This window comes from Streptomyces koelreuteriae, from assembly GCF_018604545.1.
In the GTDB taxonomy this organism is placed as follows: Bacteria; Actinomycetota; Actinomycetes; order Streptomycetales; family Streptomycetaceae; genus Streptomyces; species Streptomyces koelreuteriae.
The window spans coordinates 8,087,661-8,106,414 of the sequence record NZ_CP075896.1 but is presented as its reverse complement, the minus strand read 5'-3'; the positions used below and the strand labels follow the sequence as shown (position 1 = coordinate 8,106,414).

The following is an 18,754-nucleotide window of genomic DNA, read 5'->3' as shown; positions in this document are numbered from 1 at the left end:
GATAGGACAGGCCAGGCCCCCTTGGTAAGCCCCCGACCCTTGACATGCGCGGAGCCGATGGGATTACTTGGCAACGCCGAAGCTAACCGAATGTTCGGTCGGTAGACAAGGTGGTGCGAGAGGTGACCCATACCGCTGACGCGAGGCCGGCCGCGGAGGCGATGTTCGCCGCGGACCGGGCCTCACACGGGCTCGGTGTCGAGCTGCTGGAGCAGGGCGAGGGGACCGCCGTGCTCCGGATGACCGTGACCCCGGCCATGGTGAACGGACACGGGATCGCCCACGGGGGCTACGTCTTCCTCCTCGCCGACAGCGCCTTCGCCTGCGCTTGCAACAGCCACGGCCCGGTGACCGTAGCGGCCGGGGCCGACGTCACCTTCGTGGCCCCGGCGTACGAGGGAGACGTGCTCGTGGCGCGGGCCGAGGAACGCACCCGGTTCGGCCGCAGCGGCCTCTACGACGTGAGCGTGCTGCGGGGCGAGGAGGTCATCGCGGAGTTCCGGGGGCGCAGCCGCACCATCGGGAGCATGAGTGCGAGTACGGCAGCGAGTACGGCAGCGAGCACTCCCGCGCGTACGACGTCGAAGGAGTCGCGATGACCGGTGAGCCGCTCCCCCACGACCTGCTGGACGACGCCGAGCGCCTCACTCGCGAGCAGCTGCGCGAGCTCCAGCTCGACCGGCTGCGCCGGAGCCTGCGGCATGCCTACGACAACGTGGAGACGTACCGGAAGAAGTTCGACGCCGCCGGGGTCACACCCGAGGACTGCCGGTCGCTGGAGGACCTGGCCCGGTTCCCCTTCACGACCAAGGCCGATCTGCGCGACACCTACCCCTTCGGCATGTTCGCCGTCCCCATGGACCAGGTCAGCCGCGTCCACGCCTCCAGCGGCACCACGGGCCGCCCCACGGTCGTCGGCTACACGGAGAACGACATCTCGATGTGGGCGGACCTCGTCGCCCGCTCGATCCGCGCCGCCGGCGGACGCCCGGGCCACAAGGTGCACATCTCCTACGGATACGGCCTGTTCACCGGGGGCCTCGGTGCGCACTACGGCGCCGAACGCGCCGGGTGTCTGGTGATCCCGGCCTCCGGGGGCATGACCGCACGCCAGGTGCAGATCATCCAGGACTTCGAGCCCGAGATCATCATGGTCACGCCGTCCTACATGCTGACGCTCCTCGACGAGTTCGAGCGCCAGGGCGTCGACCCGCGCTCCACGTCCCTGCGGGTGGGCATCTTCGGCGCCGAGCCCTGGACGGAGGAGATGCGCCGCGAGATCGAGGAGCGCATGGACCTCCACGCCGTCGACATATACGGGCTGTCCGAGGTGATCGGGCCGGGTGTCGCGCAGGAGTGTGTGGAGACCAAGGACGGGCTGCACGTGTGGGAGGACCACTTCTACCCGGAGGTCGTCGACCCGATCACGGGTGAGGTGCTGCCCGAGGGCGAGGAGGGCGAGCTGGTCTTCACGTCCCTGACCAAGGAGGCGCTGCCGGTCGTCCGCTACCGCACCCGCGACCTGACCCGCCTGCTGCCCGGCACAGCCCGGCCCGCCTTCCGCCGCATCCAGAAGATCACCGGCCGCTGCGACGACATGATCATCCTGCGCGGGGTGAACGTCTTCCCCAGCCAGATCGAGGAGATCGTCCTGCGCACGCCGGGTGTCGCCCCGCACTTCCAGATCCAGCTGACCCGGCGCGGTCGCATGGACCACATGACCGTCCATGTCGAGAGCCGCCCCGGCGCAGCTGCTGAGCAGCGCGAGGCCGCCGCCCGTGCGATCGCGCAGGACGTCAAGGATGGCGTCGGTGTCACCGTCGACGTGGAGGTCGTGGAACCGGAGACGCTGGAGCGGTCGGTGGGCAAGCTCCGGCGGGTGAAGGATCTGCGGTGACGGCCTATCGCCCGGCCGGGCAGCCGGTTTCAGCGGACTGGTCGGGCAGGTAGCGGGACCGTTCCAGCGGGGTGAGCGTGGTGTCGATGGCCCCGCAGATGTCGCGGATCGCGCGGGCCGGGTCGGGGAGGTCGACGTTCCACAGCTCGACGGAGGTGCCCGCGCTGATGGCCAGGGTGTGACCGTCCCGGCTGAACGTCACGGCTTCTGCGGGCGAGCGGGTCGGCAGGGTGCTTCTGATCTGGCTGGTGGAGAGGTCCCAGAGGTGGACTCCTCGTTCGTTGCTCGCCGCCAGGGTGCGGCTATCGGAGCTGAAGGCCAGCGCCGCTACCTCACCGCTGACACTGAAGCTGTCCTGGAGCTGACCGGTGCGTGCGTTCCACGTCTTCACGGTTCCCTTGGCGCTGCTCGCGGTGGCCAGGGTGTGGCCGTTCGGGCTGAAGGCGAGGGACAGCACCATTCGGGAGCTCGGCTTGATGATGCGCTGGGTCCGGCCATTGGCTGCGTCGAGCAGCTTGACCTGTTCGTGGCCTGCCCGGACGTGCGCGACGGCGAGTGTACGGCCGTCCGGGGTGAACGCCAGCGTCCTGACGGGTTCGCCGTGGCCCGGGTCTACGGTGCGTAGTGCGCCGGTCGAAAGGTGCCAGATCCGAACGGATCCGTCATGGCCGATGAGCGCGAGCCGTGTTCCGTCGGGGCTGAAGACCGCCTCGCCGGTGTCGCCCCGGGCACGGCTTTGGCGAAGGCGGCCCGTGGCGACCTCCCGGACCTCGATCACGCCGTTCTCGGTGGCCCGGACGGCCAGGGCGCGCCCGGTCGGGCCGAACCCTGCGGCTTTGAGGCGAGAAGTCGCGATCAGCAGTCGGTTTCCCCGGCGCACCGGGCCGGTGTCGAGCGTCAGTGTGGCTTCGCGATCGCCGGTCCTGGCATCCCAAAGCTGTACCGAGCCACGGCCGGGCCGCTCTTGGCGAACCGCGGCAACCGTGCGTCCATCCGGACCCAATGCCAGGCCCGCGATGTACGCGCCCTCGTGGCCTCGCAGAGTGGTACGCGGGTGATACGCAGTCAGACGGTGGACGCGAATGGTGGGGTCTGAGTTGCCGCTGGTGACCAGATTGCGGCCGTCCGCACTGAGGGCCACCGTCGTGAGTCCGCGCCCATGGCGACCGGCGGTCACGGTGCCTCGGGCCGCGCCGGAGGCGGTGTCCCACAGGTGCACCGTGTCCCCATGGTCCGGGATGGCGAGGGTCCGCCCGTCCGGGGTGAAGGCCAGTCCGTCCAAGTTCATGGGAAGACCGTCACTGATGGTGCGCCGGAGGGCGCCGGTGTCCACCTCCCGCAGTTGCACCGAACCGTCGGTGCGGACAAACACGTATGTCCGGCCGTCAGGGCTGATGGCCACGGCACGGCCCTCGATGTGGCTGTCGTGGGTGATCCGGGTGCGGCCGGTGGCAACGTCCCACACCCGCACCAGTCCGTTGAAGCCTACGGCGGCGACGGTACGTCCGTCCGAGCCGAAGGAGACGGCTTCCGGATCGGGGAGACTGGTGAAGCTGTGCCTCGTGCGGCCGGTGGCCACGTCCCACACTCGTACAGCGGCCGGGGAGGTGGCGGCCACGGTACGACCGTCAGCGCTGAAGGCCAACCCGCCTACCGCACCGTCTGGGATGGCGAGGGTCCCGAGTTTCCTGCCGGTGACCGGATCCCACATACCTATCTCCGTGCCGGATTCACGGGCCATAGCGACAGCGAGGGTGCGTCCGTCGGGGCTGAACGCCGCGACTTGGTCAGTGTCGTGGCCGGTGAACGTCTGTCGGAGTCGGCCTCCGGGCAGATCCCAGATCCGAACTTTGCCATCTCTGCTGTGTGTGGCGACGGTGCGTCCGTCCGGGCTGAGGGCGATGGAACCCACGGGCTCGGTGCCGCTGACCAGACGCTCACTCAGCGGTAACGCCGCAGCGGCATACAGCGCCGCGGCGGCCTCACGCGTCGGACTGATGCGGTACGCATGCACAGCGAGCAACGAAGCCAGATCAGGTTCAGAATCCAGCAGCGCCCCGGACTGAGCCGCCAACTGCCGTGACTGGGCCACATGCTGGGCACTCACCGCGCTCTGCCACTGCCCCACAGCGAGACCGGCGGCGACAAGCGCGAGGCACAGCGCGGCGGTGACCGCCGTGAGCACCAGCCGGTACCGGCGACGGCCCCTCCGCTCGTGGCCACCACTCGCGTCGAGGAAGGCACGCTCCAGGTCGGTCAGCTCCTCGCGCGGTGCGTCACCGAAGTGCTCGCGGGCGGCGGCGAGCCGACTCCCCCGGTACAACGCGCCCTCCTCACGACCCAGTTCCTGCCAGGCGTGGGCCGCTTCGGTGAGGTCCCGGTGCGCACGCAGGCGTTCGCGGTCGTCCTCGATCCACCGCCGCAGCCGGGGCCAGGCCGTGATCAGGGCCTCGTGGGCCATCTCGACCGTGTCACCGTCCAGGGTGAGCAGCCGAGCCCCGGCAAGTGCGTCGACCACCTGGGCGGTGCCCGGCAGTTCCGCGCGGTCGACGGGACGGCGAGTGTCGGGGGTGCCGTCGCCGGGGGCCACCAGGCGGAGCAACACGCGGCGGGCGGCGGTCGCCTGTTCGTCGGTGAACCGGCCGTAGGCCTCCTCGGCGGTCCGGGCGATCGCACCGTCCAGGCATCCGGCCGCCTCGTACCCCGCCAGAGTCAGTGTCTTGCCGCGGCGGCGGCGCCAGGTCTCCAGCAGCGCGTGGGACAGCAGCGGCAGTCCGCCCGGCGCGTCGGCGACCTCCTCGACCAGCCGGCCGGTGAGGGCGCGTTCCACGGTCAGTCCGGCGGCCTGGGCAGGTTTGACGACGGCGGCCCGCAGTTCGGCCCGGCTCATCGCTCCGGCCAGGAGGTTGGCGTCGCGCAGTGCGTCGGCCAGGTCGCGGGCCTCGGCGCAGCGGCCGTAGAAGTCGCCGCGTACCGCCAGCAGCACCCGCAGGCGGCTCTCCGGCTGCCGGGCCCTCAGCAACAGGTCGATGAAGCGGGCGCGTTCGGCCGGGTCGTGGCAGAGCGTGAAGACCTCCTCGAACTGGTCGACCATGAGGAAGGTGTCCGCTCCGGCGCTGCCGTCGGGGGGTGTCGCGGGGATCAACAGGGATGCGTGGTTGCGGGCGGGGCGTTCGCCCGGTGTGAGGATCCGGATCGCGGCCGGGCGCAGGTCCGGCTCCTGGGCGTGCCGGAGCACGGGTATCAGGCCGGCCCGTAACAGGGAGGACTTGCCGCTGCCGGAGGGTCCGAAGACCGCGGCGAACCGCCGTCGGCGCAACAGCTCGACCAGGTCGTCGGTGAGCTGCTCCCGGCCGAAGAACAGCCCGCTGTCCCCGGTCTCGAACCGTGCCAGCCCCCGGTACGGCGGGAGGGATCCGTCGTCGCCCCGGGAGCCGTCACCGGCGGACTCCTCCACCGCCTCCTTCCACCGGGCCTCCCACTCGGCCGGGTCCCCGCCGCACGCCTCCGCGTAGGCGAGGGCCACCGGCAGCGTCGGCAACCGCTCGCCACCCGCCGCCTGGGACAGCGTGGTCACCGAGTAGCCCGCCCGCCGGGCCAGCGCCCGGTAGGTGATCCCGTCCGCCTCCGCCCGAAGCTTGCGCAACTCGAACGCGAACCGCTGCACCGGACCCGCCGCCGGATCCACCGGCACCTCATGCCGCCCCGCCACGCCCGCACCCCCTCCGGCCCGCCCATTGTCAGGCCGCCAGAACGGTACTGCCGAACAATGATCCGGCCGCTGAACTCGGCCGCATGGAATCCCCACCCCTCGTCCCCGCCGCCCCGACGCATCTCTCGCGGTTGGGCTGGCTGGACGCGTTGCGCGGCATCGCCGCACTCGTCGTGGTGTTCGACCACTCGTCGTACACCTTCATGCCGGAACTCAGGCGGGAGCTGATGCCCGAGTTCAACACCAGCCGCTACGGGATCATGGTGTTCTTCCTGGTGAGCGGCTACATCATCCCCGCCTCGCTGGAACGCCGGGGCTGCGTCCGGACGTTCTGGATCGGGCGGATCTTCCGCGTGTATCCGCTGTGGGCGGCCGTCGTCGCCGTGCTGTGCGCCCTCGGCCTCATAGGCGTCGCGGAGTTGCGTGACTTCGGTGGGCTGGGCGTCGTCACCGTGGCGGTCGCCCACGCCACGATGCTCCAGGAGTTACTGGGGACACCCAATCTCCTGCTCGTCCTGTGGACGCTCTCGTACGAGATGTCCTTCTACCTGCTGGTCGTCGCCCTGTTCACGGTCCGTCTGCACCAGCGGTCCTCGGCGGTCTCGGTCGTCCTGGCCGGGCTCGCCGCCGTGAGCGTGGCGGCAGGGGTGGTGCTGCCGGTCTCCGCTCTGTCCGGGCTGGTCGGCACCGGCCCGCTGGTCGCGTGCGCCTCGATCGCCATGATGGTCGCCATCGGCTGCGCGAGTTCCGGCTCACCCGCGCTGCGGGTGTTCGGAGGTGTGCTGGGCGGGGTCCTGGCGTTCGTCCTGGTCCTGTTCAACGGCACGGTCCCAGTGTGGGAGGGTCTGGTGATTCTCGCCGTGATGTTCCTCGGCACCGCCGTCCACCGTGCCGAGCACGGTCGGAGCACCTGGCGCGCCACGGCTGTCACTGCCCTCTTGGTGGTCGTCTGTGCCGTGGGGAGTGCCTACCGGTACGGCGACGGTGACCACTTCACTCGGCGCGGCTGGATCGTCGCGTTCCTGCTGGCCGTGCTCACCTTCGGCGCCGGACTGTGGTTCCGCCGCCGACGCGCACCCCGGATGCTGACCGTCTTGGGAACGATCAGCTACTCGGTCTATCTGGTGCACCCCGTGCTGCTGGCGGTGATCGACGGCACGATGGGCCGACGGCGGCAGGACAGTCTCGCGCTGGAAGTGGCGTTCTTCGCCGTGCTGTTGCCCCTGTGCCTGCTGACCCACCGTCGCGTCGAAATGCCCGGCCAGACCTGGGGCCACCGGCTCACCCACCGCCTGCGGCCACGCGACGAGCGTCAGCGGCACCCCGCCTCGCACACCGGAACCTGAGCCGGGCTGCCCGGATCGATCGCCGCCGCGACGTCCGCCTCGGACGCGGCGGGCTTGCGGATCAGGAGCAGGGCCGCGTCGTCGTGCAGCCGTCCTCCGACGTGGGCCAGCAGTTCGTCGTGGAGTGCGCCGAGGGTGCGGGCCGGCTCGTGGGAGACATGGCGCTCCAGGCCTTCGGCGAGCGGGTAGAAGGTCCGGCCGTGGTCGCGGGCCTCGGTGACACCGTCGGTGTAGAGCAGGAGCTGGTCGCCGTCGGCGAACGGGATGGCCTGGAGGCCGGGCGCGTGACCGGCCAGGGCGCGCAGGCCGAGGGGCGGGGACGGCAGGTCGGGCTCGACCGGGGTGACGCGCCCCGAGGCGCTGACCAGCAGCGGAGGCGTGTGCCCGCAGTTCACCACCTCCAGATGCCCGCCCGACGGATATCCGGCGACTATGGCGGTCACGAAGTCGTCGTGGCCGAGGTTGCGCGTCAGGCTGCGCTCGATCCTCTCGACCACGGCGAGCAGGTCGGGCTCGTCATGGGCGGCCTCGCGGAAGACACCCAGCACCAGCGCGGCCGTCCCCACGGCGGGCAGGCCCTTGCCGCGTACGTCGCCGACGATCAGCCGTACCCCGTGCCGGGTGGGTATCAGGGCATAGAGGTCGCCGCCGATGCGGGCCTCGGCGGCCGCGGCGCTGTAGCGGACGGCCACCTGGAAGGGACCGACGTTCGCCGGTACGGGCCTGAGCAGCGCGTGCTGGGCGGTCTCCGCGACCGAGCGGACTGCTGCGAGCACCCGTTCGCGGCGCCCGCGCAGGACACTGGCCAGGCCGCTCGCGAGCGTGACGGCCAGCAGGGCCGTCAGTACCGCGGCCAGTTCACGGCTCGGAACGCCGTCCCGGACCCCGAGCAGCGCGCCGAGCACCGCGGCGAGGAGACCCACGCAGACGACACCGCGCGGCCCGTTGGTCGTGGCCGCGAGGGCGGGGCCGGCGGCGAGCAGGGGCAGCCAGATCATCCCCGCGCCGTCGGCGAGATCGGCGAGCAGGACGGCTGTGACGACCAGGACGGGCAGGACGGGCATACCGGCGGCCAGCTGCGCGAAGGCGCGCCTGCGGGCCGAATCCCCGGCACCGGCCACTCGACTGCTGGACGGCCCCGCAGGCCGGTGGTCGGCACCGAGGTCACGCGCATGGCTCATGTTGGTATCCGGGTCCCTCACCTGTGCGCGGGGCGCGACTCTGGAAGCACACCCCTGAAATGTCTGTTTCATCCAGATAAAGGGGTGACCTGGGGCACCGGCAAGGAGCGGATTTTCAGATAGTGAGCGAGAGGCTGCGGGTGACCCGGCTCGCGGTCGGGAGCAGCCGCTCGCGGACCTCCTGCAGCCGGGAGAACCGGTTCACCGGCAGGGAGACGCCGAGGGACCCGAGCGTGTCCCCGCTGTAGACGGGGACGGCGACGCAGACGGTGCCGAGGGCGTACTCCTCCAGGTCCGTGACGGCCGGGGCCATGGGCTCGGCCTCCAGTCGGCGCAGCAGCTCCGGCAGGCTGGTGATCGTCCGCGGGGTGAGGTCGGCGAGCTGGTGGCGGGAGAGGTAGTCCTTGCGGGCCTCTTCGTCCAGTTCCCGCAGCACGGTCTTGCCCAGTGCGGTCGCGTGCCCCGCGTCCTCGAAGCCCACCCAGAGATCGACGCGGGGTGTCCCGGGGCCGTCGACGATCTCGGCGACCCGGATCTCGCCGTCCTCGTAGAAGGTGAGGTAGGCGGCCGACGCGAGCTCGTCCCGGAGCGCGCCGAGCGTGGGGCGGACGCGGCTGAGCAGCGCCTGCGCCCGGCCGGTGGTCTTGAGCGTCTGCAGCTTGTCGCCGAGGACGAAGCCGCCGTCGTCCAGCTTCCGCACGTATCCGTCGTGGACCAGGGTCCGCAGCAGGTGATAGGCGGTGGCCAGGGGCAGGCCCGTCTCGCGTGCCAGTTGCTTCGCCGGCGCGCCGTTCTCGTGCGCGCTGACCGCCTCCAGCAGGCGCATGGCCCGCTGGACGGACGTGATCAGCGTAGGCCCGGCTTGCTCAGCCATAGGACCAGCCTGCGTCAGCCGTACGGAGGGGGCAAGGCGGCCGGTCATCCGGCCCGGCCCACCCTCCGGCCTGGAGGCCGGCACCGACTCGGCTCCCCCTCGCCCCCGGAGCCGCCGTTGCGTTTGTGACGACTTCTTCACAGCCGGAAGGGTTGGCTGGAAACCGCCTGCTCGCTATCGTTCACGGACTTCACTCAATCGTTCAGTGAACGAATAGCGACAGGGAAGGTCGGTTCATGTCCGGCATGCACCACCCGGGGCGCCGCTCGGTGCTCGCCGCGGGCACCGCCTGTGCGGCCTCGCTCGGCGCGTCCTGGCTGCTGTCCGGCTGTTCGGGCGCCACCGCCGCACCCGTCCTGCCGGCCGCCGCCCAGCGCGGCGCGCCCGACCGTGGCGGGACCCTGCGGATCGCGCGTCCACCGGCCTCAGACGCCGAGACCCTCGACCCGGCGAGCTCCCTGTCCGCCTACGAGTACCTGGGCGCCCTCTACAACCGGCTGGTCCGCATCGGCGCGGACGGCGAAGTGGCTCCCGATCTCGCCGAGTCCTGGGAGCCGGACGGCGCGGCCCGCACCTGGACCTTCCGGCTGCGCAAGGGCGTCACCTTCCACGACGGCCGGGCCTTCACCTCCGCCGACGCCGCCTACACGCTGCGGCACATCCTGGACAAGGCGACGGCGTCCCCGCAGGCCGGCGTCCTCGCCCCGCTCGTCGACCCGCGGCGGCTGCGCACACCCGACGCGCACACCCTCGTGGTGCCGCTGAAGTCGCCGAACGCCGAGTTCCCGAGCCTGCTCACGCACTACAACTGCTACGTCGTCCCCGAGGGCAGCGGGAAGTCGATCGGCCGCACCGGCATAGGCACCGGCCCGTTCCGGCTGGAGTCCTTCGCACCGGCGGGCCCCGGCCGCGTCACCGCGTACAAGGACCACTGGGCGGGCCGCCCCGTGCTCGACGCGATCGCCTTCTACTCGGTCGCGGACATGTCGGCCCGCTCGAACGCCCTGCTCGCCGGGCAGGTCGACCTGCTGTCGCAGACCAACCTGGACTTCGCCACCGCCCGCGTCGTGGCCGCCTCCGACCTCGCCACCATCGCCCGGGTGAAGAACGCCCAGTGGTACGTGCTGCCGATGCTCACCACCGACAAGCCCTTCACCGATGTCCGGGTCCGCCGGGCCATGAAGCTCGCCTACGACCCCGAGCACATCGTGAAGGCCGCGCTGCAGGGCGCGGGCAGGCCCGGCTGGGACAACCCGGTGCCCCCCGACGACCCGGCACACATCTCCGCGCACCCCGAGCACGATCCCGAGCAGGCGCGGTACCTGCTGAGGAAAGCGGGCCACGAGGACCTGGCCGTCGACCTGTACACCTCCGCGTACGACCCCCTCTTCACACCCATGGCGCTCGCCTACCAGGAGTCGGCGAAGCGGGCGGGCGTCCGGATCCGCGTCAAGACGGCGTCGGCGGACTCGTACTACACACAGATCTGGATGAAGCAGCCGCTGATGGCCACCTACTGGTACACCGGCCGGCCCGTGGACCAGCTCTTCAACCAGGTCTTCCGCAGCGGCTCCTCGTACAACGAGACCGCCTGGTCCGACGAGGGCTTCGACGCGCTGCTCGACCGGGCCCGTGCCGAGACCGACGACGCGAGGCGCCGTGACCTCTACGGCGAGGCGCAGACCTGGGTGATCGACAAGGGCGGCGCGATGACCCCGATGTTCGCCGACCGGCTCGTGGGCATCTCGCGCAAGGTGCGCGGTTACGCCGAGCACGGCTTCGAGTTCGACTACCTCGGCATCGGCCTGAAGGGGGCCTGAGCATGCTCTCCTTCACAGCCCGCCGGATCGCGGCAGCGCTCGGCACGCTGCTGCTCTCCTCGCTGCTGGTCTTCCTCGCCGTCCAGGCACTGCCCGGGGACGTCGCCACCCAGGTCCTCGGCAAGGACGCGACCCCGCAGGCGGTCGCCGAGCTGCGCGGCAGCCTCGGCCTGGACCGGCCCGCCGTCGAACGCTACGGCGACTGGATGTGGGGCGCCCTGCACGGCGACTTCGGCACGTCCCTGGTCTCCGGGACGGCGGTCGGCGGTGAGGTCACCCAGTACCTGGGCAACTCCATGCTCATCGCGGCCCTCACCATCCTGTTCGCGGTGACCGGCTCGCTGCTGCTGGGCATCCTCGCCGGGCTCTACCGCGACCGCTGGCCCGACCACCTCATCTCGACGGTCAGTCTCGTCGGCATGAGCGTCCCCGAGTTCGTCGTGGCCACCGTCCTCGTGCTGTGCTTCTCGGTCGCGCTGCCCTGGTTCCCCGCGGTCGTCCTCTACGGCCCCGACGCCACCGTGGGCCAGCTCCTGCCCGCCGTGTGGCTCCCGGCGCTCGCCCTCGCGGTGGTGATGGCCGCCTACATCGTCCGTATGGCCCGCACCTCGGTGATCGACGTGATGGCCAGCGAGTACGTCACCACCGCCCGCCTCAAGGGCCTGTCCACCTGGCGGGTCGTCACCCGGCACGCCCTGCCCAGCGCCCTGCTGCCCGTGCTGCATGTGATCGCGCTCAACGTGGCCTGGCTGCTGGGCGGTGTCGCCGTCGTCGAGAACGTCTTCAACTACCCGGGCATCGGCAAGCTGATGCTCTCCTCGGTGCAGAACCGGGACCTGCCCGTCATCCAGGCCATCGCCCTGATCAGCGCCGTCGTCTACGTCGTGTGCAATCTCGCCGCCGACCTCGGCGCCATGGCCCTCAACCCCAGGCTCCGCACCCGAGGGAGGACCCGATGACCACGCTCGACACCGTCCGGGCCGACGCCCCGGCCTCGCGCGCCGCCCGTGTGTGGCGCACCCTGCGCTCCTCGCGCGCGGCCGTCGTGGGGCTGGCGATCGTCGGCGTCCATGTCGTGATCGCGCTGCTGGCCCCTCTGCTCACCTCCTACGATCCGATCGCGGGCGACGCCTCGCAGGCCCTGCTCGGTCCGGGCGGGGAGCACTGGGCGGGCACCGACCAGTACGGCCGCGATGTCCTCGCGCGTGTGCTGTACGGCGGCCGGTACGCGCTCGGGGTGTCCGTCGCCGCCACCGTCGTGAGCGTCGCCCTCGGCACGGTCATCGGCTGTGCGACCGCCCTGCGCGGCGGCTGGTTCGACGACCTGATCGGGCGGGTGCTGGACGCCGTGCTGGCCATTCCGGCGGTGCTGGCGCTGCTCGTGGTCGTGACCGCCCTCGGCACCGGACCGGCGGTCATCGTCCTCGCCGTCGCCGTCGTGTTCGTGCCCCAGGTGGTGCGGGTGGTGCGTGGCGCCGCCCTGGCGGTGGTGCCCGCCGACTATGTGACCGCCGCCCGGGCGCGCGGGGAGGGCACCTGGCCGATCCTGCGGCGGGAGGTCCTGCCGAACATCGTCGACGTGGTGTGCGTCGAGTTCGCGATGCGTGCCTCCTGGGTCGTGCTGCTGATCTCCTCGCTGTCCTTCCTGGGCTTCGGCGCCGACCCGCCGACGCCGGACTGGGGCCTGATGGTCGCCGAGAACCGCACCGCCATCACCGTCGTGCCGATGGCGAGCGTCGCGCCGATCATCGCCCTGGCCACGCTCGTGATCGGACTCAATCTCGCGGCCGACGGCCTCTCCAAGGCCTGGGGCGTCGACCGGATCAGGGAGGGCCTGTGATGACCCCGCTCGTCTCCGTCGACTCCCTGTCCGTGGCGTACCGCTCCGGCGGCCGTCGGATCCCCGTGGTGCACGAGGTGTCCGTCGAGGCCGCCGCGGGCAGCACGCTCGCGCTGGTCGGCGAGTCCGGCAGCGGCAAGTCGACCCTCGCCGCCGCCCTGCTCGGGCATCTGCGGCACGGCTCCCAGGTCACCGGCGGTTCGGTGACGGTGGACGGCCGGGACGTCTTCGCCCTGTCCGCGCCCGAGCTGCGGCGGCTGCGCGGCCGGACGGTCGCCATGGTCGCCCAGAACGCGGGCCAGGCGCTCACGCCCTCGATGCGCGTCGGCCGGCAGATAGCGGAGGCGGGCGGCGACATCCCCGTCACCGATCTGCTGGACCAGGTCCGGCTGCCGCGTCCCGCCGAGCTGGCCCGCCGCTATCCGCACGAGCTGTCCGGCGGCCAGCAGCAGCGCGTCGCCCTCGCCATGGCCATCGCGGCCCGCCCCAAGGTGCTGGTCCTCGACGAGCCGACGACCGGCCTGGACGTCGTCACCCAGCGGGGTGTGCTGGACCTGATCGCCGCCCTGCGCGACGAACTGGGTCTGGCGGCCGTGCTGGTGAGCCATGATCTGGGCGTCGTCGCGCACCTGGCCGACGAGGTGTGTGTGCTGAAGTCGGGCCGTGTGGTGGAGTCGGCGCCCACGCGGCAGGTGTTCGCGACGCCCCGGGAGCCGTACACGAAGCGGCTGCTGGCGAGCGTGCCCCGTCTGGACGACGCCGGTCTGGCTCTCGTACGGGAGTCGGGCGAGCGCGAGATACGGCCCCGGGCCGTGGTGCCCGAGGACGCGCCGGTCGCCGTCTCGGCCCGTGACGTCACCGTCGACTACGGCAGCTCCCGTGCCGTGGACGGGGTCTCCTTCGAGGTCCGGCGCGGCGAGGTCCTGGCCCTGGTCGGCGAGTCGGGCAGCGGCAAGTCCACGCTGGCCTGGACTCTCGCGGGGCTGCGCACCCCGTCCGGCGGCACCATGACACACGAGTCGGGCGATCTGGCGCGGCCCGCGCAGCGGCGGCCGATGTCCCTGCGGCGGCGGGTGCAGCTGGTCTTCCAGAACGCGGACACCTCGCTCAACCCCCGGCGCTCGGTGAGCGACGCCATCCGGCGTCCGCTGCGGTTCTTCGGCACGGCCGGCGGCCGGGCGGAGTCGGCCGAGCGCGCCCGGCGGCTCATCGCGGACGTACGTCTGGACCCGGCCTTCGCCGACCGGCTGCCCGCGCAGCTCTCCGGCGGCCAGCGGCAGCGCATCGGCATCGCACGGGCGCTGGCGGGCGAGCCGGACGTCCTCATCGCCGACGAGATCACCACCGCGCTGGACGTCTCCGTCCAGGCCGATGTGCTGCACCTCGTCGACGATCTGCGCCGGGAACGCGACCTGGCCTGTCTGTTCATCAGCCATGACCTGGCCGTGGTCCGGGGCATCGCGGACCGTGTCGTCGTCCTGCGGGGCGGTGTCGTGGTCGAGGAGGGTCCGACGGAAGCCGTCTTCTCGGATCCCCGGCACCCCTACACGCGGCAGTTGATGGCGGCCGCCCTCGAACCGGACCCCGACGCCCAGCCGCCGGTGGAGGCGGCCCCCGACTGGGCTGACGCCGCCCGGGAGGGCGAGGTGTGGACCGACCACGGCGACGGCCACCGCGTGCGCCGCTGGCGGCCCGCCGGCACCCCCGACGACACCCCGACCTCTCCCGTCGCAGAAGGAGTTTCGTGAAGTACCGCGACCGGTTCGAACGCCAGGTCGTCCGCGAGGACGTGTGGATCCCCACCCGGGACGGCGACACCCGCCTGCACGCCCGGATCTGGCGCCCGGCCGACGCCGAGTCGGACCCCGTCCCCGCGCTGCTGGAATACCTGCCGTACCGCAAGAGCGACTGGACCGCCCCGCGCGACGCCCAGCGCCATCCCTGGTACGCCGGGCACGGCTACGCCTCCGTCCGGGTCGATGTCCGAGGCCACGGCGACAGCGAGGGCACGCCGGGCGACGAGTACGACGCCCAGGAACTCGCGGACGGCGTGGACGTCGTCAACTGGCTCGCCGCGCAGCCCTGGTGCACCGGCAAGGTCGGCATGTTCGGCATCTCCTGGGGCGGCTTCAACTCCCTCCAGATCGCCGCCCTCGCCCCCGAGCCGCTCAAGGCGGTCGTGACGGTCTGCTCCACCGACGATCGCTACGACAACGATGTGCACTACACGGGCGGTGCCGTCCTCGGTATCGACATGCTCGCGTGGGCCGGCACCATGCTGGCCTTCGCCGCACGCCCGCCGGACCCCGCGAGCGTGGGCGCGGACCGCTGGCTGCCGATGTGGCGCGAGCGCCTGGACGCGCTGGAACCCTTCCTGCACACCTGGCTGGAGCATCAGCAGCGGGACGACTACTGGCGGCACGGCAGCGTCTGCGAGGACTACACGGCGATCGACGCGGCCGTCCTCGCGGTCGGCGGCTGGAACGACCCGTACCGGGACACCGTGCTGCGGCTCGTGGAGCACCTCCCCGGCGATCAGGTGCGGGGCATCGTCGGGCCGTGGTCGCATCAGTACCCCGACCGGGGGCTGCCGCCCGGACCGGCGATCGGGTTCCTCCAGGAGACCCTGCGCTGGTGGGACCAGCATCTCAAGGGCGTCGACACGGGCGTCATGGCTGAGCCGCTGCTGCGCTCCTGGCTGAACGACCCCGTACCGCCCTCCCCGTCGCACGAGGAGATGCCCGGCCGCTGGGTGACCGACGCCGAGTGGCCGAGCCCCGACGTCACCTGGGACACCCGGCCGCTGGGCGAGGGCCGCGACCCGGTCGTGGTGCGCTCTCCGCTGCACACCGGGCTCGACGCCGGACGCTTCTTCCCGTTCGGCAACGCCGCCGACCTGCCGCCCGACCAGCGCGAGGAGGACGGCCGGTCCGTCTGCTTCGACTCCGCGCCCCTGGAGCAGCGCGTGGAGATCCTCGGCCGGCCGCGTGTCCGGCTCCGCCTCGACAGCGACACACCGCGGGCCCATGTCATCGCCCGCGTGTGCGATGTCGCTCCCGACGGCTCGTCCACACTCGTCACCCGGGGCGTGCTCAACCTGCTCAGCAGGAAGGGCCGCGAACACGCCGTCGAGTGGACTCCGGGGACGTACGAGGACGTCGAGTTCGAGCTCAACGGCATCGGCTACGCCTTCCCGCCCGGCCACCGCGTCCGTGTCGCCGTCTCCGACGCGTACTGGCCCTGGGTCTGGCCGCACGGCGAACGCGGGGCGCTGCACGTCGTCCCGGCCGACAGCGCGGTCCTGCTGCCGGTGCGCGAGGCCGCCGACGAGGCCGCCGTCCGCTTCGAGGAACCGGAGCAGGCGGTACCGATGCCGGTCACCTACGACACTCCCCCGGACCCCCGCCCCGAGCGGCTGGTCACACACGACGTCGCCAAGGGCGAGTGGACCCTGGACGTCGACCCCGGATACGGGGGGTCGCGGACGTACCCGGACGGGCTGCGCTACGAGGAGAGCGCCCGCGAGACGTACACCATCCGCACCGACGATCCGCTGTCGGCGCGGGCCGTCTCCGAGTGGCGCATCCGGCTGCGGCGCGGCGATGACTGGGACGCTGAGATCATGGCCCGGACGGAGCTGCGCGCCACGGCCGCGGAGTTCATCATGGACAGCCGTATCGAGGCACGGGGGAACGGAGAGACAGTGGCCGAGCGCGCATGGCACCGCACCACCCCGAGGACATCGGGATGACCGCCGCCGAGCAGCCGCGGCAGGGCGGGAAGGGCCCGCGCCGTGCCGTCGCGGCCCGGGACCGGACCCGGCAGCCCACCGAGGTGCGGCGGCGTCTCATCGTCGACGCGGCCGTGCCGCTGATCGCGGAGCGCGGCTACAAGTCGGTCGGCGTGCGCGACGTGGCAGCGGCGGCCGGAGTGTCCGTCGGCACGGTCACGTACCACTTCGACAGTGTGCAGGAAGTCCTCTCCGAGGCCATGGTGCTGCACATCGAGCAGTACTACGCGGCGCTCAGCGAGGCCGCCGAGCACGCGACCAGCGGGGCCGAGGCGCTCAGGCTGCTCGTCGACGCACTGTTCACGGAGGACACCGACCGGCACTGGCGGATGTGGTTCGACTTCTGGCACGCGGGCGAGCAGAGCACGGACGAGACCTTCGCCCGGGGGCAGGCCGACCGGTACGCGGCCTGGCACCGGCAGATCCGCGCCCTGGCCGAACGGGGCGTCGCAGACGGCGAGTTCATCGGCGACGACCTCGACGGCTTCACGGCCCGCTTCGCCGCCCTCGCCGACGGCCTCGCCCTGCAACGCCTGCGCCAGGCACCTCCCCTGACCACTCAGCAGGCACGGCACCACCTCAACCGATTCATCGAACGGGAGCTTGTTCCCCAGCCCGGTAGGTGACCTCGTCGAAGTCGGCAGGGTGCCCGCCCCCGCCGAGGTCCCAGGCCCACAGGCCGACGAACGCGCCGGTGAAGCCGAGGGAGCGGATCTGTCCGTCCTCGATGTGCTCGGCGTGCTCGTCGGAGAGGACGGTGGCGTCCAGGACGGCACCGAAGGGCTCCCAGCCCCGGCCGGTGTCGTACCGGAAGCGCAGGTCGGCCCCGTCGAAGTCGAGGCCGAGCCGCAGTCGTGCGGCGGGGCCGAGCTGCGCCTGGCCGGTTTCGTCGACGCTGAGCACGCCCCGGTCGCAGCTCGCGACGCGCAGGACGGGCTGACCCTCGTCGTCCACGGTGACGTACAGGTAGTACCAGTTGCGGGTGTTGTAGTACGCGGTGATCCCGGCCAGGTGCTGGAACGCCTCCGGCCGGTACTCCATCGTCGCCTCGAACGAGCAGCGCGCCCCGGTCACGCGGCGGGCCACCAGGCTGGGTTCGACCAGGCTCTGCGGTGACCGGCCGCCCCGGAGCCGCAGATGGGACGGGCGTTCGGTGAGCGAGACCCAGTCGGGGGTCGGAGGTCGGCGCAGGGTCGACCACTGGGGGCCCAGGGCCGGGCCGTCGAATCCGTCGGTGTCCTCCGCGTCCGTGTGGTCCTCGCCCGCCCTGGAGATGCCGGCCGGAACTTCCAGCGCGGGCAGGCCGGTCTCGACACGGGGCCATTCGTCGGCGGTCCAGATCACGGGTGCCAGTGCCGTCTCCCGGCCCAGGACGCACGGTCCTCGCCGCCCGAGGGGCCGGGCCACGAGGTAGGCCAGGTACCAGTCGCCGTCGCCGGTCTCCACCAGGCTGCCGTGCCCGGCCTTCTGCAGCGGTAGGTCGGGATGGTCGCGGGCGGTGAGGAGCGGGCCGTCGGGGTCGCGAGTGTAGGGGCCCGTCAGGGTGCGCGAGCGGGAGACGGTGACCTGGTGGTCGTAGCCCGTGCCGCCGTCCGCGGTGAGCAGGTAGTACCAGTCGCCCCGGCGGTAGAGGTTCGGGCCTTCGATCCAGCCGGACTGCGGCGGCAGCCCGATCCGCACGGGGTCGCCGACGAGGCGGCGTGCGGCACGGTCGTAGCGCCGGGCCTCCAGGCCCGCCGAGCCGCCGTGGCCGGGGCGCCAGTCGTGGACCAGGTTCAGCAGCCGGCTGTCGGAGCCGTCGTGGAAGAGGGAGGCGTCGAAGCCCCGGGCGTGCAGGGGTACCGGATCCGACCAGGGGCCCTCGATGGAGGGAGCGGTGATCAGGTAGTTGGGGCAGTCGGTGAAGCCGCCGACGTAGGTGGAGACGTTGCTGTAGACGAGGTGGAACAGGCCGTCGGCGTGGGTGAGGCTGGGCGCCCAGACGCCGCCCGAGTCCGGGCAGCCGGTCAGGTCGAGCAGGCGGGTGTGGTCGAGGGCGCCGCCGAGGGGGCGCCAGTGCACCAGGTCCGTGGAGTGGTGCAGGCGCACGCCCGGATACCACTCGAACGTCGAGGTGGCCAGGTAGAAGTCCGGCCCCACCCGCAGGATCGACGGGTCCGGGTGGGACCCGGGCAGCACCGGGTTGCGGATGACGCCGGCCGACCGGTTTCGCATGCGATGTCCCCTCGTGACGCCCGCTCCGGCGTACGCCGGGCGATCACCGCAGGACCGTAACGTCGAATACGTTCGCGAGC

The 18,754-nt window shown here is 72.0% G+C and carries 13 protein-coding genes; 9 read left to right on the top strand and 4 right to left on the bottom strand.

Annotation, left to right across the window (positions count from 1 at the left end):
* The first annotated feature begins 161 nt into the window (after nucleotides 1–161).
* Both paaI and paaK read left to right on the top strand, forming a co-directional pair.
* Nucleotides 162–599 carry a hydroxyphenylacetyl-CoA thioesterase PaaI gene (paaI, locus tag KJK29_RS36435; protein WP_215124580.1) on the top strand — a complete coding sequence of 146 codons (438 nt, stop codon included), beginning with the start codon at nucleotides 162–164 and terminating at the stop codon, nucleotides 597–599.
* A complete protein-coding gene (paaK, locus tag KJK29_RS36430) occupies nucleotides 596–1,897 on the top strand; it encodes a phenylacetate--CoA ligase PaaK (RefSeq protein ID WP_215123514.1) in 1,302 nt (433 codons plus the stop codon). Before paaI ends, paaK begins: the two co-directional genes overlap by 4 nt.
* A gap of 4 nt (nucleotides 1,898–1,901) precedes the next feature.
* Here the strand turns inward: paaK and KJK29_RS36425 are convergent, their stop codons facing one another.
* Nucleotides 1,902–5,609, bottom strand: coding sequence for an nSTAND1 domain-containing NTPase (locus KJK29_RS36425; RefSeq protein WP_215123512.1), 3,708 nt, complete (start codon nucleotides 5,607–5,609; stop codon nucleotides 1,902–1,904).
* Between the two features lie 83 nt (nucleotides 5,610–5,692).
* Between KJK29_RS36425 and KJK29_RS36420 the strand changes: the two genes are divergently transcribed.
* The gene (locus KJK29_RS36420) at nucleotides 5,693–6,955 is read left to right on the top strand and encodes an acyltransferase family protein (protein ID WP_215123510.1); all 1,263 of its coding nucleotides are present in this window, start codon (nucleotides 5,693–5,695) and stop codon (nucleotides 6,953–6,955) included.
* On the opposite strand, the gene KJK29_RS36415 is transcribed toward KJK29_RS36420, so the two are convergent.
* Nucleotides 6,922–8,136, bottom strand: a complete 1,215-nt coding sequence (locus KJK29_RS36415) for a PP2C family protein-serine/threonine phosphatase (protein ID WP_215123508.1) — start codon at nucleotides 8,134–8,136, stop codon at nucleotides 6,922–6,924. The two genes, KJK29_RS36420 and KJK29_RS36415, sit on opposite strands and share 34 nt — an antisense overlap.
* 115 nt (nucleotides 8,137–8,251) lie before the next feature.
* On the bottom strand, nucleotides 8,252–9,010 hold the full coding sequence (locus tag KJK29_RS36410; protein ID WP_215123506.1) for an IclR family transcriptional regulator: 759 nt from the start codon (nucleotides 9,008–9,010) through the stop codon (nucleotides 8,252–8,254).
* A gap of 236 nt (nucleotides 9,011–9,246) precedes the next feature.
* On the opposite strand from KJK29_RS36410, the gene KJK29_RS36405 reads away from it, so the two are divergent.
* From KJK29_RS36405 to KJK29_RS36380, 6 genes are read left to right on the top strand one after another with little or no spacing between them, the layout of a single operon-like run.
* Entirely contained in the window at nucleotides 9,247–10,830 is a 1,584-nt protein-coding gene (locus tag KJK29_RS36405; RefSeq protein WP_215123504.1) for an ABC transporter substrate-binding protein, read from the top strand.
* Nucleotides 10,831–10,832: 2 nt separating this feature from the next.
* Nucleotides 10,833–11,789, top strand: a complete 957-nt coding sequence (locus tag KJK29_RS36400; RefSeq protein WP_215123502.1) for an ABC transporter permease — start codon at nucleotides 10,833–10,835, stop codon at nucleotides 11,787–11,789.
* Complete coding sequence (locus tag KJK29_RS36395; RefSeq protein WP_215123500.1) at nucleotides 11,786–12,670, top strand: ABC transporter permease; 885 nt, start codon at nucleotides 11,786–11,788, stop codon at nucleotides 12,668–12,670. Before KJK29_RS36400 ends, KJK29_RS36395 begins: the two co-directional genes overlap by 4 nt.
* Nucleotides 12,670–14,418, top strand: a complete 1,749-nt coding sequence (locus tag KJK29_RS36390; protein ID WP_215123498.1) for a dipeptide ABC transporter ATP-binding protein — start codon at nucleotides 12,670–12,672, stop codon at nucleotides 14,416–14,418. The genes KJK29_RS36395 and KJK29_RS36390 overlap by 1 nt, the downstream gene beginning before the upstream one ends.
* Nucleotides 14,415–16,421 (top strand): CocE/NonD family hydrolase, encoded by a 2,007-nt coding sequence (locus KJK29_RS36385; protein ID WP_215123496.1) that lies wholly within the window; start codon nucleotides 14,415–14,417, stop codon nucleotides 16,419–16,421. Before KJK29_RS36390 ends, KJK29_RS36385 begins: the two co-directional genes overlap by 4 nt.
* A complete protein-coding gene (locus tag KJK29_RS36380; RefSeq protein ID WP_215123494.1) occupies nucleotides 16,388–17,086 on the top strand; it encodes a TetR/AcrR family transcriptional regulator in 699 nt (232 codons plus the stop codon). The genes KJK29_RS36385 and KJK29_RS36380 overlap by 34 nt, the downstream gene beginning before the upstream one ends.
* Here the strand turns inward: KJK29_RS36380 and KJK29_RS36375 are convergent.
* The gene (locus KJK29_RS36375; protein ID WP_215123492.1) at nucleotides 17,049–18,674 is read right to left on the bottom strand and encodes a family 43 glycosylhydrolase; all 1,626 of its coding nucleotides are present in this window, start codon (nucleotides 18,672–18,674) and stop codon (nucleotides 17,049–17,051) included. The genes KJK29_RS36380 and KJK29_RS36375 overlap by 38 nt on opposite strands.
* Nucleotides 18,675–18,754 lie beyond the last annotated feature (80 nt).

What these genes read in the sequence shown, in the direction of transcription:
- KJK29_RS36375 (WP_215123492.1), bottom strand. Translation starts at nt 18,674, where the DNA reads ATGCGAAACCGGTCGGCCGGCGTCATCCGCAACCCGGTGCTGCCCGGG.
- KJK29_RS36400 (WP_215123502.1), top strand. Translation starts at nt 10,833, where the DNA reads ATGCTCTCCTTCACAGCCCGCCGGATCGCGGCAGCGCTCGGCACGCTG.
- KJK29_RS36415 (WP_215123508.1), bottom strand. Translation starts at nt 8,136, where the DNA reads ATGAGCCATGCGCGTGACCTCGGTGCCGACCACCGGCCTGCGGGGCCG.
- KJK29_RS36390 (WP_215123498.1), top strand. Translation starts at nt 12,670, where the DNA reads ATGACCCCGCTCGTCTCCGTCGACTCCCTGTCCGTGGCGTACCGCTCC.
- KJK29_RS36380 (WP_215123494.1), top strand. Translation starts at nt 16,388, where the DNA reads ATGGCACCGCACCACCCCGAGGACATCGGGATGACCGCCGCCGAGCAG.
- KJK29_RS36395 (WP_215123500.1), top strand. Translation starts at nt 11,786, where the DNA reads ATGACCACGCTCGACACCGTCCGGGCCGACGCCCCGGCCTCGCGCGCC.
- KJK29_RS36405 (WP_215123504.1), top strand. Translation starts at nt 9,247, where the DNA reads ATGTCCGGCATGCACCACCCGGGGCGCCGCTCGGTGCTCGCCGCGGGC.
- paaK (WP_215123514.1), top strand. Translation starts at nt 596, where the DNA reads ATGACCGGTGAGCCGCTCCCCCACGACCTGCTGGACGACGCCGAGCGC.
- paaI (WP_215124580.1), top strand. Translation starts at nt 162, where the DNA reads ATGTTCGCCGCGGACCGGGCCTCACACGGGCTCGGTGTCGAGCTGCTG.
- KJK29_RS36410 (WP_215123506.1), bottom strand. Translation starts at nt 9,010, where the DNA reads ATGGCTGAGCAAGCCGGGCCTACGCTGATCACGTCCGTCCAGCGGGCC.
- KJK29_RS36420 (WP_215123510.1), top strand. Translation starts at nt 5,693, where the DNA reads ATGGAATCCCCACCCCTCGTCCCCGCCGCCCCGACGCATCTCTCGCGG.